Origin of the sequence: Shewanella sp. HL-SH5 (assembly GCF_051163755.1) — a bacterium.
Lineage (GTDB): Bacteria > Pseudomonadota > Gammaproteobacteria > Enterobacterales > Shewanellaceae > Shewanella > Shewanella glacialimarina.
Window position 1 is genome coordinate 2285527 of sequence record NZ_CP195038.1, and the last position, 12565, is coordinate 2298091.

Genomic DNA, 12565 nt, shown 5'->3' on the forward strand with positions numbered 1-12565 from the left:
GGCAAAGCTTAACCATTGGCACCTAATAGGTATAAAGTGATATGCAGTTCGCTGTGTACTATAACCATAAAGATAACAACATAATAAGAGGCTTGTTCTAATGGGATTTTTAAGCCGTATTCGACGACTAATATCAGGTCAAACTGAACTCACTGGCGGCATTGCTATTTTAGCGCCAGTATCAGGTCAAATTGTGCCAATTGAGAAAGTACCCGACGTGGTATTTGCTGAAAAAATTGTGGGTGATGGCATTGCCATTAATCCTGAGGGTGAGTTTATTGTTGCGCCAATTGACGGCACGATTGGTAAAATTTTTGAAACCAACCATGCATTTAGCATTGAATCTGCCCAAGGATTAGAATTGTTTGTCCATTTTGGTGTAGGGACGGTTGAGCTGCGCGGTAATGGCTTTAAGCGCCTTGCTGAAGAAGGCCAACAAGTTAAAGCCGGCGATCCTATATTATCGTTCGACTTGGCTTTTTTACAAGGTCAAGTAGAAAGCTTATTAACCCCTGTGGTACTGGCCAATATGGAAGACATTAAAGGCTTAGATAAATCTCCTCAAGGTTATGTCACCGCCGGTAAAGATGTGATTTTCACTGTGCAGTTGTCTTAATAAAAACGCTATAAGGCGTAACCTATGAATGTTAAATGCAGATCGAGTATCTGCATTTTTGCTTTTATAATTGGGTATATTAATATTAAATTTTTACATGATTGAATTTTATTCAAATGCAAGTCTTTATCTTGTTCAAGCCAAATCACAATGCCACAATACTAACTAAATTGTTGTTTCATTAATTTAGCTTACAAAAGAGCTTAAATGCATTCATTAATCGCTTTCATTTACAACATTTAACAGCGTAACGAATAATTTAGCTAAGGGAGAATTCAGGTTGAAGTTATATGGTATCAAGAATTGCGACACGGTTCGTAAAGCGCGTAAATGGTTAGACGCCAACAAAATAGAACATCAATTCCATGACTTTCGTGAGCAGGGCTTAGATCAAGATACTGTCGCTAAATGGTGTAAAACCTTGGGATGGGAAACCGTATTCAATAAACGTAGCACCAGTTTTAGAAGCTTAGATGACGCGGAAAAAACAGATTTGACCGAGCAAAAAGCAATTGCATTAATGCTACAACACCCTACCCTGATCAAGCGTCCGGTGTTAGATAATCATTCAACTATTATGGTTGGCTTTAAAGAGGCTGACTATCAAGCGTGGTTTACCAAATGAGTCAAGTTATCGATTTAGCCAAAGATTTACTATCACGTAAATCTGTTACCCCACTTGATGAAGGCTGCCAACCGCTTATGGCTGAACGTCTTAGCAAGGTCGGATTTAATATTGAGTCGATGGTATTTCACGACACCACCAATTTATGGGCACGTCGTGGCACTGAATCTCCGGTTTTTTGTTTTGCGGGCCACACCGACGTAGTACCAACAGGCGATTTAAATCGCTGGCATACCCCGCCCTTTGAGCCAACCGTAATAGACGGTTACTTACATGGACGTGGCGCCGCTGACATGAAAGGATCATTAGCTGCTATGGTCGTCGCTACTGAACGCTTTGTTGCTAAACATCCCGATCATAAAGGCTCTATTGCCTACCTAATTACCAGTGATGAAGAAGGCCCATTTATTAATGGCACCCCAAAAGTCATCGAAACCTTAGAAGCGCGTAACGAAAAAATTACCTGGGCATTAGTGGGCGAGCCTTCATCGACACATAAACTCGGTGACGTCGTTAAAAATGGCCGTCGTGGAAGCTTAACGGGCAATTTAACCGTTAAGGGCATTCAAGGCCATGTTGCCTATCCTCACCTTGCAGATAACCCTATTCATAAAGCCACTCCTGCATTAACTGAGCTGGCACAAATGCACTGGGATAGCGGCAATGAGTTTTTCCCGCCAACCAGTTTTCAAATAGCCAATATTAATGGCGGCACAGGGGCATCAAATGTGATCCCAGGGGATCTTCAAGTGATGTTTAACTTCCGGTACTCAACCGAAGTGACCGCCGAAATATTAATACAACGGGTGTTAAGTATTCTTGATGCCCATGGTTTAGATTACGATATTAACTGGGTATTCAATGGTCTGCCCTTTTTAACCGGTGACGGCCCATTATTAGAAGCCACCAAACAAAGCATTCGCGAAATTACCGGTTATGATACAGATCCACAAACAACCGGTGGCACATCCGATGGCCGCTTTATCGCGCCAACTGGCGCTCAAGTTATCGAGCTTGGTCCAGTTAACGCAACCATTCATAAAGTAAATGAGTCTGTGAATATAGCCGACCTTGAGCTACTGACGTTATGTTATGAGCGAATACTGGAAAAACTGTTGTGCGACTAGAGCCTATTACAGATTCAAGCATTAACAAAAATGCATTAGCGATCTCACATCCTCACCTTTATGGCTTAGATGAGGCTAATTTAGTTAAGTTTGAATCTGTTTTATTACAACCAGAAGCCGCAAAAGCATTTTTGACTATGCGTGATGCGGCAAAGCGCGAAGGTATTGATATGGCGATATGCTCAGCTTATCGCAGCTTTGATAAGCAATTATCAATTTGGAATGCCAAAGCTACCGGTAAGCGGCCACTGCTTGATAAACAACATCAACCGCTTCATTTTGAATCCTTATCATCGCAGCAAATTATCGATTCAATTTTAATTTGGTCTGCACTGCCTGGTGCATCTAGGCACCACTGGGGAACAGATATTGATGTATATGACCCCAGTAAGATTGACCGTGATGCATTACAGTTAGTTGCTGCTGAATATCAAGGTAATGGCCCTTGCCATGCTTTATATCAATGGCTACAACAACATGCTAACCAATTTGGTTTTTACTTCCCTTTTCAACAAGGAAAAAGTGGAGTGAGCACCGAAGAATGGCATTTAAGTTATTACCCTGTTGCCAGTCATTACACAGAGTCATATCTGTGCCAGGATTTATATAAGGTTTTTGAATACGCGGAATTTGAATTAAAATCTCCCGTAATGGCTAGGCTAGATGAACTTGTTAACCATTACGTTAAGTTTGTGGCCAGCGTGCCAATATAACCCATTGTAAACATGTGTCGAAACCATTGAGTGCACACCAATTGTTATGTCGAATTAATCTTCAAAAATACAATGAATAACAACCATAGTTATCCTTTTCCCATTTACTGAGTCTTATTATGTTATCCAGTTCAAAGCATTGTTTAATTGACCAACAGCCGCTGCATTTCACTGACATTGGCCAAGGTGATGTCATTGTATTATTACATGGCTTATTTGCTAATAGACAAATCTGGCAAGCTCAACTACAAAGTCTAAGTCAGCACTATCGTTGTATTGCCATTGACTTATGGGGCCACGGTGACAGTAAAAGTATACCTGCCACCACCAAAAACTTACTTGATGTTGCACAGCACATTGCGTCTGCTTTAGCAGAATTAAATATCGAGAAGTACCATATTATTGGCCACGGTTGCGGCGGTGCGATTGCAGCAGAAATGGTGTTAAACGCTCCTGAAAAAGTACAATCACTGGTAATGATCAACGCATTTATAGGCTTCGAGCCAGAAGTGAATTGTGTTAAATATCAGCAATGGTTAGATATTATGAATGATACTAAAACCATCACTCGCGAATTAGCTGACACTATTAGCCCATTAATGTTTGCTAAAACAAACCAAGATAAGACTGCTGTTGAGCTATTTAGCCAAAAACTGCAAAACATTGATAGCCAACAAGTGCCGGTATTAAGTCGTTTTGCCCATATGGCAATATTTAAGCGCGATACCATGGAGTTAGTGGAACAATTTACCCTACCAACACTGGTGATAGTTGGCGTGGAAAATCATTTACGTACCGTATTAGAAAGTTACTTGATGAGTGATGAAATTAGCGGCGCAAAACTACACCATGTGCAGCTTGCAGGCCATTTAGCCATACAAGAAAAAGCGGATGAGATAAATCAATTATTGATTAACTTTTACCAGTAATGGATCCACTCTGCTTATATTAACCATAAAACCAGTAACACACACTGATGGCGGCAATAATGCCGCCCAAGTCAGCCGCTAAACCACAGCCTAATGCATGACGACCGTTTCGAATACCTACCGAGCCAAAATAAACCGCCAACACATAAAAGGTGGTTTCAGTACTGCCTTGAAAAATAGCCGCTAAACGCCCAGCAAAGGAGTCAACCCCATGATATTCCATGGTTTCTAGCATCATAGCCCTAGCACCTGAGCCGCTAAATGGCTTCATAATAGCGGTTGGCATAGCATCAATAAATCGTGTGTCATAACCCAGCATAGACACTAAACTTGCCAGCCCTTGTAATACATAATCTAACGCGCCTGAAGCCCGTAATAATCCAATGGCCAACAACATAGCTAATAGGTAAGGAATTAATTGTACCGCCTGATTAAAGCCGCCTTTTGCACCTTCAATAAACTCATCATATATTTCGACCTTTTTAATTCCAGCCACTATCACAAAACTCATCACCAGTAATAATAAAATGCCATTACCTAATACACTTGAGACTTGACCGATAGCTTCTGCGCTTAAGCTTAATAAGTAAAACATCGACGCCATGATCAGCGACAATAGCAAAGCACCATAAGCTAAAATAACGCTGCTAAATAATGAAATGCGTTGCACGATTGCCACCACTAATAAACCGACGATTGTTGAGGCACAAGTGGCTAATAAAATAGGCAGGAAAATCTCAGCGGGCGATGCTGCGCCCTGTTGTGCTCGATATAAAAATACCGTGACAGGCACTAATGTTACTGAAGAAGTATTCAGTACCAAGAAAAGAATTTGAGCATTAGTCGCCACGGTTTTATTCGGATTTAGGCTTTGTAAATCTTGCATTGCTTTTAAGCCAAGCGGCGTAGCTGCATTGTCTAATCCAAGCATATTGGCGGTTAAATTCATGCTAATGCTGCCATAAGCAGGATGTCCACGCGGAACATCAGGCATTAGTTTGCACAGTAATGGCTCAAACAATTTAGCAAATAAGCCCACTACACCGGCTTTTTCACCTACCTGCATTAATCCCATCCAAAGGGCTAATACACCAATTAATCCCAGAGATATTTCAGCAGCAAGTTTGGCGCTGGCAAAAAGCGCACTCACAGAATCGCTTAATACGGTCACATTGCCAGATAATAACTGCAATACTATAGCCATTGCTGCAACAATGAAAAAACCTAACCACACTCGATTTAGCACATAATCTCCCTTTGCTTGGCAAATTTACTTTGAACCGTTTAACGCATTTGTCGCGGCTAGTTTATATCGCTGAATAACCAAGCTGATACATTCCATGATATTATCTTGGTAATTATGCCACGTGAGTAAACAATGTCTGCATTATGGTTCAATTAAATCCAAATTTTATCAAACACATCAGCGATGAATTACCCAAGCACCTTTCACTGGACGAATTTATCGCTATCTGTGACAAACCGCTACGAAAATCCATTAGAGTCAATACATTAAAAATCACTAGCGCTGAGTTTGTGCAGTTAATGCTACATAAAGGCTGGCAATTTGACCCCATACCTTGGTGTGATGATGGTTTTTGGATTAATGTCGATGACGAGCAACAACTCGGTAATTTGGTTGAACATATTCAAGGGCTGTTTTATATACAAGAAGCCAGTTCAATGCTTCCTCCGACCGCTTTATTTGATGGTATTTTATTGCCTGAGCTCATTTTAGATGTTGCTTCAGCTCCTGGTTCAAAAACCACTCAGATAGCGGCATTAATGCATAATAAAGGCTTGTTAGTCGCCAATGAATATTCCGCTAGTCGAGTTAAAGTGCTGCACGCCAATGTGCTTCGTATGGGCGCAAGTAATGTGGCGTTAACCCATTTTGACGGCCGAGTATTTGGCGAATATATGTATGACACTTTTGATGCTATTTTGTTAGACGCCCCCTGTGGTGGTGAAGGTACGGTTCGCAAAGATGCTAATGCATTAAAAAATTGGAATATTAACGATGTCACCGCAATAGCAGATACCCAGAAAGATCTTATCGAAGCGGCTTTTCTCGCATTAAAGACTGGCGGCACCTTAGTATATTCAACGTGCACATTGAGCCAATTAGAGAATCAGCACATTTGCTATCACCTGCAGCAAACCTATCCTGATGCGGTAGAGTTTGTGCCATTGAATGATTTATTCCCCAATGCGCAAGCCGCCTGTACTCCAGAAGGCTTCTTACATGTATGGCCACAAATTTTTGATAGTGAAGGCTTCTTCGTTGCAAAAATTCGTAAAAAAGCTCCAATAGAGCGGATTAAAAAACAACCTAAGTTGCAAAAAAACTTTCCCTTTAGCCCAATAGCAGATAAACAAATTGAAGCGCTAAAGGACTATTTATTATCTCACTTTGATATTAGCTTGCCCAATGATGCGATAGTCATGCAAAGAGATGATGAGTTTTGGCTATTCCCAAATCAATTTATGCCAATGGTAGGAAAAATGCGTTTCCAACGGATTGGTCTTAAGCTTGCTGATGCGTTAAAAAAAGGCTTTAAGGTCAGACATGAAGCTATCATAGCTTTAGTAGGTTCCACCCTAAACAATCAAAATTGCATTGAGTTAACATCACTACAAGCACAACAGTTTTTGATGGGTAGAGATATTGAAACGGCCAGTTTTAGCCCTGAGCGACAACAGTGGCTCAATCAACATGCACACGGCGAAATGTTAGTTAGTCATCATCAATGTGCATTAGGCGTTGTTAAGCACTTAGGCCATAGACTGAAGAACAATCTGCCACGTGAATTGGTGAGAGACAAAGTGGCTTACACATAATAGCGCTTGTAGCATTCTACTACTGGCACTTGAAACACATGATCTAAAAACACAGCTACCTAAAGCAAAAAGCCTGAAATGATTCAGGCTTTTTTATAGTCGACTAATTATATGATAAATAATGCGTTTACTTAACTTTGCTAAAAAAATCACCGAAAACAATAAATAAATGATGTTTTTTTAAGCGCAAACCCAAAGTGCTGACTATAATTTGTGCAGAGATTAATTCCTCAACTCTAGCGCACGGCTCTGTAAAGAGCCATTTCCCTAGGCCCAAGACAATCGGATCGTTTTGGGTCTTTTTTTTGCAAAAAAATAATTATTTAAACAACGCATAATCTTGTTTAGCGACCGATCAACTTCCGGGCATCCTTAAACAAATTAAAGAAGTTCTCTGAAGTGTAGTCCGCCAGATCTTGATACTTTTCACCGCGAAGCTCTGCAACAAACTCTGCAACATCACGAACATAAGCTGGTTGGTTTTCTTGGCCGCGATGTGGCACAGGCGCAAGATAAGGGGAATCTGTTTCAACCAATAATCTATCTTTTGGGACTTTACGGATCACGCTACGTAGCTCACCGGCATTTTTAAAAGTGACAATACCCGAGACTGAAATATAAAAACCCAAGTCCATTGCGGCTTTGGCCATTTCCCATGTTTCTGTAAAACAATGGAGCACCCCTGCCACTTTGTCAGCTTGACCATTTTTAAGCATGGCTATAGTGTCTTCTCTGGCATCACGAGTATGGACAATAAGGGGTTTATTGACTTCAACAGCTAAGGCAATTTGTTGTTCAAAACATTGTTGTTGCAGAATTTTAGTTTCATCGGCATAAAAATAATCTAAACCTGTTTCACCAATCGCAATCACTTTAGGATCGGTTGCAAAACGTCTAATTTGATCAACATCTAAGCCTTCTTTAACATCTAAGGGATGCACCCCTGATGATAAAAAAATATTATCAAACTGCGCTACTTTATCGCGCATTTGTTCAAAACCTTGCTGGCGCACATTCACACACAATAGATAATCCACCCCTTGGGCTTTGGCGTTATCCATAATAATTTGTAACGAGGCTTGATCTGGCGCCGCTTTTAAACGGTCCAGGTGACAATGTGAATCAATTAGCATAATAACAGACGAGAATTAGATAAATGGGATGCAGAGGATACCGAGCTACATGGTACAGGTCAAATCACCTGACGATAATTCTTGTGCTAATAACTTTTCAATATGGTGTTTATGGCTTTCAGGGTCAGTTCTAATTTTAATACCAATCCCTGCAGGTCTTCCACCCGATGCGCCAATAGGATTAATCCATACCACAGAGCCTTTAAATTCATTAATTTGGCTAGTGTTAGGTAAACGGTATGCAATGGTGAGCTCTTGACCTAAAAAATGACTTTCTGTAGTTGCCACAAATAATCCCGCCGGTTTAATAAACGGCATATAGGCACGATATAGCTGGTGCAGAGTATCGTAATTAACCACCAAGTCGACCATATTATCTCTTAATTCTCTTATAAAATGATGTGAGTACTTATATTAAGCGGTTTAAGCATAGCACTTAGCTTAATGCTAGCACGTGCCTGAATTGTAAAACATAATTTTGACATAAAGCCTGTGTGTTTACATTAGCCATTGTAGCTAATTTATGGGTCATGTGCATAACATCACCAGCTAATTCAATCACTTTTGATTGAATTAATGGATTTAACTTATTACTTTTTAACACATATTGCCTTAAGTACAAATATAAAACCTTCAAAGCATCTATTATTTGTATATCAGTTAACTTTAACAAACTATTTTGCAAGTGACCCGATTGTAAGCTTGCGGACCAATCTTGTCGATATTCAAGTAATTGTGGGTAATGTTTTGACTGCAGGCTAGCGGCTAACTTTAACGGACCACCTACTACGCCTAAACACCAAGTAACATCATGTCGTTGCCCCTGGGCATTAGCAATTGGTAATAAATCCAGTGCGTCAAGCCAATCAGTTATATGTGTTTTAGTTGGGTGAGTAAAGGCTATTTTTTGGCAACGGCTTGTTATGGTCGGCAATAAACTCGCTGGGGTATCGGTTTGTAATAATAATAACGTATTCGCGCCAGGTTCTTCTAATGTTTTAAGCAGTGCATTGGCCGCGGCAATGTTCATCCGTTCACTTTGCTCTATTACAGCAACACGAGCACCTGACTGCTGTGCGGTATGCAGTAATGATTGACATAACTCGCGTATTTGATCGACTTTGATTTGATTGCCATCACTGCGAACCCAATGTAAATCGGGATGATTACCTGATTTGCATAACAAGCATGCTTTACATATACCACAAGCACCCACTGGGGTTTTGTCGACACACAATGCCATTTGAGCCATTTCAGTAGCCAGTTCGATACCTCCTAAAGCGATATCGACAGGGATAAGTTGGGCATGACTATGTTGATTTTGGTAACACAGCTTAGCAAACCGCTCAAATGCAGTGGCCAACCAAGGTAGTTGTGTCAAAGTATAGTCTGTCATCTTGTTACCCCTTGTATCAGCGATTGCTTAAGGCCGTTTTACTGCTAATAATCTTTTGGTTAATTTATCGCGAATATCTTGATGTACTTTATCGATAGACTGACTTGCATCAATAACAATAATGGACTCGTCTTCGGCTGCAAAGGCTAAAAAGGTAGCACGGGCACGTTCAAAAAATGCAATATGTTGTAACTCAATTCGGTCCAGTGCACCACGGGCAGATGCGCGTTGTAAACCTAGGCTAGGGTCAATGTCTAAATACAGGGTTAAGTCAGGTTTAAAGCCATGCAAACTTGCATCACTAATGGCTTTAACTAATGGCATTAAGCCTCTGCCACCGCCTTGATATGCGAGCGATGATAAATTGTGACGATCACCTAATACCCATTGCCCTTTGGCTAATGCAGGCTTAATCACATTAGTAATTAACTGGGTACGTGCTGCATAAAATAGTAAGCATTCTGCTTCATCGCATAAGGAATCGTTTTCATCGGCAATTTTAACTAAGTCGCGAATTTTTTCAGCCAGAGGTGTGCCGCCAGGTTCTCGGGTACATACTGGTGTTTGACCTGTATGTTCAGTAATAATGCTTTGAACTAAAGACACCGCACTAGATTTACCAGCACCCTCTAGGCCTTCGATAACAATAAATTGTCCTAATTGTTGACTCATTTTTTCTTTCTCTGATATTCATTTACGGCACGGTTATGTTCTTTATACGTCGATGAAAAAATATGACTGCCATCATTTCTTGATACAAAAAACAAATAATTCACTTTGGCCGGGTTTGCTGCGGCATATAAAGACGCCTTGCTTGGAGCCGCTATCGGTGTAGGGGGTAAGCCATCAATTCGATAAGTGTTAAAAGCGGTTTTCTCTAGTATGTCTTTCTTAGTAATATTGCCTTTATATCTGTCGCCCATACCATAAATAATGGTGGGATCCGTTTGTAAACGCATGCCCTTTTTCAAACGATTATTAAATACTGCACTGACCCAATTACGTTCTTCATCTTTAGCGGTTTCTTTTTCGATAATTGAAGCAATAATCAGCAGTTCATAGGGCGAGTTTAATTTTAAATCAGGATCGCGCTGTTCCCAGGCTTGCGCCAAATGAGTTTGCATCATTAAGTAACTGCGTTGCATCATTGAAAATAACGTTTCATCGACACGATAGTGATAAGTTTCTGGGAAAAACTTACCCTCAGGTAATCCTGTCGTATCGCCATTTGCTTCAAGTACTTTAATAAACACATTCTCATCATATTTCATGTGTTCTAGACCTTGTAATACTGGTATCCATTCCTTAATGGTTTTACCTTCAACAAATGTCACTGAAAATACCATTTCTTGGCCTAATCTCAGTCGGTTGATGAAATCCACCAGCTTATCGCCTGGCACCATCTGATAAAGCCCAGCTTTAATATCGCCTAAATAAGGTTCTAGTTTGACTAACAAGCGCACTTTCCAGCTTTCAGTAATAATGCCTTGTTGTTCTAATTCCTGGGTTAATTTCAGTAAAGATGTACCAGATGTCACGGTAATGATTGTGGGTTCCGTCAGCGTTAATGGCTGATTTTTGTATTGCAAAATATCTTTTGCATACCAATAACCCACTAAACACATAATGGCTAAAAGTGGAATTAAACTGGCTAACAATCGGGTTATTATTGTTGTTTTCATAGACATCTAATTAGGTGAATGATTCTTGTTGGCACAAGTAAAGTGCCTTAGCTTAATAGCGTTTGCAACTGCTGTGCAATAGCTTGCGTGTGAGACCATGGCTGATAGCTGTTTTTATCGACTCGTACAACATCAATAAGGCCGAGCAAACTATTACTCATCATAATAGCATCAGCCATTAATACACTATTACTGTTTAGCTGAGTCGCATAAACTGCAACACCCTGTGCTAACATGATGTCAATCACAGCTTCACGCATTACACCACTCACACCAGCTTGATTAATCGCAGGAGTAAACACTTGATTATCTTTAACTATAAAGATATTCGCCATTGAGGCTTCAATCAAATATCCCTGAGTATCGTAGACTAACCAATCATCAAATCCAGTGGGTAAAGTATGTGATTTTATCAGCACTTGCTCTAACCGATTAAGGTGTTTAATACCCGCTAACAGTGGTTGTCGAGCTAAAGTGACTGGTGAGGTAGTTAACGCAACGCCACTTTTTTGCCAAGTTTTATAATGCTCAGGTATTTCATGTACTGAGGTGATTTCGGTAATATTGGCTATTTCAGGCGCTTGATAACCACGGCCACCAACACCACGAGTCAGCAGTAATTTGACACATGCATTGGGATAACTACTGGCGAGATAAATTAAATGCTTGCGTAATTGACTAGATGCAGACCAATTAAGGTTAAGTCGTTTACTGCCTTGCTCCAGTCTAGTTAAGTGTAAATCTAACAACATAATGCCAGCTTTGATGGACGTAGAAGGATAGGTTCGCATAGTCGCAAACAGACCATCGCCATAAGCTAAACCACGATCAAACGGGTTGACGCTTGCCATATGTTGTTGATTTACCCAAACTTGCGTCATTTATCGTCCTGACTTATCCGGCTGGCTACGGCATCTTGCTGGTTGTTATATTTTGCACTTTTACGTTTATTGTATGGCCGCGCCACTGGACCGCTTAAACGCTCAAAATTTAATGCACCAATGGTCATGCCAGGACGAAGCGCCAATGGCAATTTACCACTATTGAAAAACTCTAATACAATCTTGCCTTGCCAACCGGGATCGATTCGATGGGCGGTAACATGAACCATTAAGCCTAATCGGGCTAATGATGAACGGCCATCTAACCAACCGACAATATCGGCCGGTAAGGTAACAGTTTCAAGGGTAACAGCTAAAGCTAATTCGCCAGGATGAAGAAAAAACGCTTCACCGTCAGCAATATTAATTTTATCGCCCATCACCTTATCCAAGGCAACTTGCATTTCAGCGGCAGGACCACTTAAGTCAATATAGGGTGCAGTATGATCTTGAAATACCCTAAACTGGCTGCCAAGGCGGACGTCAACACTGACACCTGAAATAGCTTCAACTGGAGGTCTTGGGTCAATTATAATCAACCCATCATCTAAGCTTTGTTCTATTTCGATATCGGTTAAACGCATTAGCACAACCTTAATTAAGTAATCGAACCTTTAAAAGT

Annotated in this window: 14 protein-coding genes; 6 read left to right on the forward strand and 8 right to left on the reverse strand. The window is 40.6% G+C overall.

From position 1 onward, the window contains the following. Positions 1-100 precede the first annotated feature (100 nt). The 5 genes from crr (at position 101) to ACRWQM_RS09930 (ending at position 4010) form a co-directional block, all read left to right on the forward strand. Positions 101-616 (forward strand): PTS glucose transporter subunit IIA, encoded by a 516-nt coding sequence (crr, locus tag ACRWQM_RS09910; RefSeq protein WP_226410080.1) that lies wholly within the window; start codon positions 101-103, stop codon positions 614-616. Between the two features lie 280 nt (positions 617-896). Next, a complete protein-coding gene (locus ACRWQM_RS09915; RefSeq protein WP_434925962.1) occupies positions 897-1241 on the forward strand; it encodes an ArsC family reductase in 345 nt (114 codons plus the stop codon). Then, entirely contained in the window at positions 1238-2368 is a 1131-nt protein-coding gene (gene dapE, locus ACRWQM_RS09920; RefSeq protein WP_434925961.1) for a succinyl-diaminopimelate desuccinylase, read from the forward strand. Before ACRWQM_RS09915 ends, dapE begins: the two co-directional genes overlap by 4 nt. Next, positions 2359-3081: a M15 family metallopeptidase gene (locus ACRWQM_RS09925; RefSeq protein WP_434929863.1), complete on the forward strand. Its 723-nt coding sequence runs from the start codon at positions 2359-2361 to the stop codon at positions 3079-3081. The genes dapE and ACRWQM_RS09925 overlap by 10 nt, the downstream gene beginning before the upstream one ends. Before the next feature lie 119 nt (positions 3082-3200). Then, positions 3201-4010 carry an alpha/beta fold hydrolase gene (locus tag ACRWQM_RS09930; RefSeq protein WP_434925959.1) on the forward strand — a complete coding sequence of 270 codons (810 nt, stop codon included), beginning with the start codon at positions 3201-3203 and terminating at the stop codon, positions 4008-4010. 19 nt (positions 4011-4029) lie between these two features. Here ACRWQM_RS09930 and ACRWQM_RS09935 read toward each other — a convergent pair whose 3' ends face one another. Continuing rightward, a complete protein-coding gene (locus ACRWQM_RS09935; RefSeq protein ID WP_434929864.1) occupies positions 4030-5256 on the reverse strand; it encodes a nucleoside recognition domain-containing protein in 1227 nt (408 codons plus the stop codon). A 143-nt stretch (positions 5257-5399) separates the two neighbouring features. Here ACRWQM_RS09935 and rsmF point away from each other — a divergent pair, with 143 nt between their 5' ends. After that, entirely contained in the window at positions 5400-6851 is a 1452-nt protein-coding gene (rsmF, locus tag ACRWQM_RS09940; protein ID WP_434929865.1) for a 16S rRNA (cytosine(1407)-C(5))-methyltransferase RsmF, read from the forward strand. A 344-nt stretch (positions 6852-7195) separates the two neighbouring features. On the opposite strand, the gene ACRWQM_RS09945 is transcribed toward rsmF, so the two are convergent. The 7 genes from ACRWQM_RS09945 to dcd form a co-directional block, all read right to left on the reverse strand. Next, a complete protein-coding gene (locus ACRWQM_RS09945) occupies positions 7196-7984 on the reverse strand; it encodes a TatD family hydrolase (protein WP_434929866.1) in 789 nt (262 codons plus the stop codon). A gap of 45 nt (positions 7985-8029) precedes the next feature. After that, on the reverse strand, positions 8030-8356 hold the full coding sequence (locus tag ACRWQM_RS09950) for a PilZ domain-containing protein (RefSeq protein WP_226410088.1): 327 nt from the start codon (positions 8354-8356) through the stop codon (positions 8030-8032). Between the two features lie 64 nt (positions 8357-8420). Further along, a complete protein-coding gene (gene holB, locus ACRWQM_RS09955; RefSeq protein ID WP_434929867.1) occupies positions 8421-9380 on the reverse strand; it encodes a DNA polymerase III subunit delta' in 960 nt (319 codons plus the stop codon). A gap of 27 nt (positions 9381-9407) precedes the next feature. Then, on the reverse strand, positions 9408-10052 hold the full coding sequence (gene tmk / locus ACRWQM_RS09960; RefSeq protein WP_434929868.1) for a dTMP kinase: 645 nt from the start codon (positions 10050-10052) through the stop codon (positions 9408-9410). Beyond that, positions 10049-11062: an endolytic transglycosylase MltG gene (gene mltG, locus ACRWQM_RS09965; protein WP_434925954.1), complete on the reverse strand. Its 1014-nt coding sequence runs from the start codon at positions 11060-11062 to the stop codon at positions 10049-10051. Before mltG ends, tmk begins: the two co-directional genes overlap by 4 nt. Before the next feature lie 47 nt (positions 11063-11109). After that, positions 11110-11943: an aminodeoxychorismate lyase gene (pabC, locus tag ACRWQM_RS09970; protein WP_434929869.1), complete on the reverse strand. Its 834-nt coding sequence runs from the start codon at positions 11941-11943 to the stop codon at positions 11110-11112. Next, positions 11940-12527: a dCTP deaminase gene (dcd, locus tag ACRWQM_RS09975; RefSeq protein WP_226410093.1), complete on the reverse strand. Its 588-nt coding sequence runs from the start codon at positions 12525-12527 to the stop codon at positions 11940-11942. Before dcd ends, pabC begins: the two co-directional genes overlap by 4 nt. Between the last annotated feature and the right edge of the window lie 38 nt (positions 12528-12565).

Coding starts and splice junctions, on each gene's coding strand:
- ACRWQM_RS09945 (WP_434929866.1), bottom strand. CDS start 7,984: ATGCTAATTGATTCACATTGTCACCTGGACCGTTTAAAAGCGGCGCCA.
- holB (WP_434929867.1), bottom strand. CDS start 9,380: ATGACAGACTATACTTTGACACAACTACCTTGGTTGGCCACTGCATTT.
- dapE (WP_434925961.1), top strand. CDS start 1,238: ATGAGTCAAGTTATCGATTTAGCCAAAGATTTACTATCACGTAAATCT.
- ACRWQM_RS09950 (WP_226410088.1), bottom strand. CDS start 8,356: ATGGTCGACTTGGTGGTTAATTACGATACTCTGCACCAGCTATATCGT.
- dcd (WP_226410093.1), bottom strand. CDS start 12,527: ATGCGTTTAACCGATATCGAAATAGAACAAAGCTTAGATGATGGGTTG.
- rsmF (WP_434929865.1), top strand. CDS start 5,400: ATGGTTCAATTAAATCCAAATTTTATCAAACACATCAGCGATGAATTA.
- pabC (WP_434929869.1), bottom strand. CDS start 11,943: ATGACGCAAGTTTGGGTAAATCAACAACATATGGCAAGCGTCAACCCG.
- mltG (WP_434925954.1), bottom strand. CDS start 11,062: ATGAAAACAACAATAATAACCCGATTGTTAGCCAGTTTAATTCCACTT.
- crr (WP_226410080.1), top strand. CDS start 101: ATGGGATTTTTAAGCCGTATTCGACGACTAATATCAGGTCAAACTGAA.
- ACRWQM_RS09930 (WP_434925959.1), top strand. CDS start 3,201: ATGTTATCCAGTTCAAAGCATTGTTTAATTGACCAACAGCCGCTGCAT.
- tmk (WP_434929868.1), bottom strand. CDS start 10,052: ATGAGTCAACAATTAGGACAATTTATTGTTATCGAAGGCCTAGAGGGT.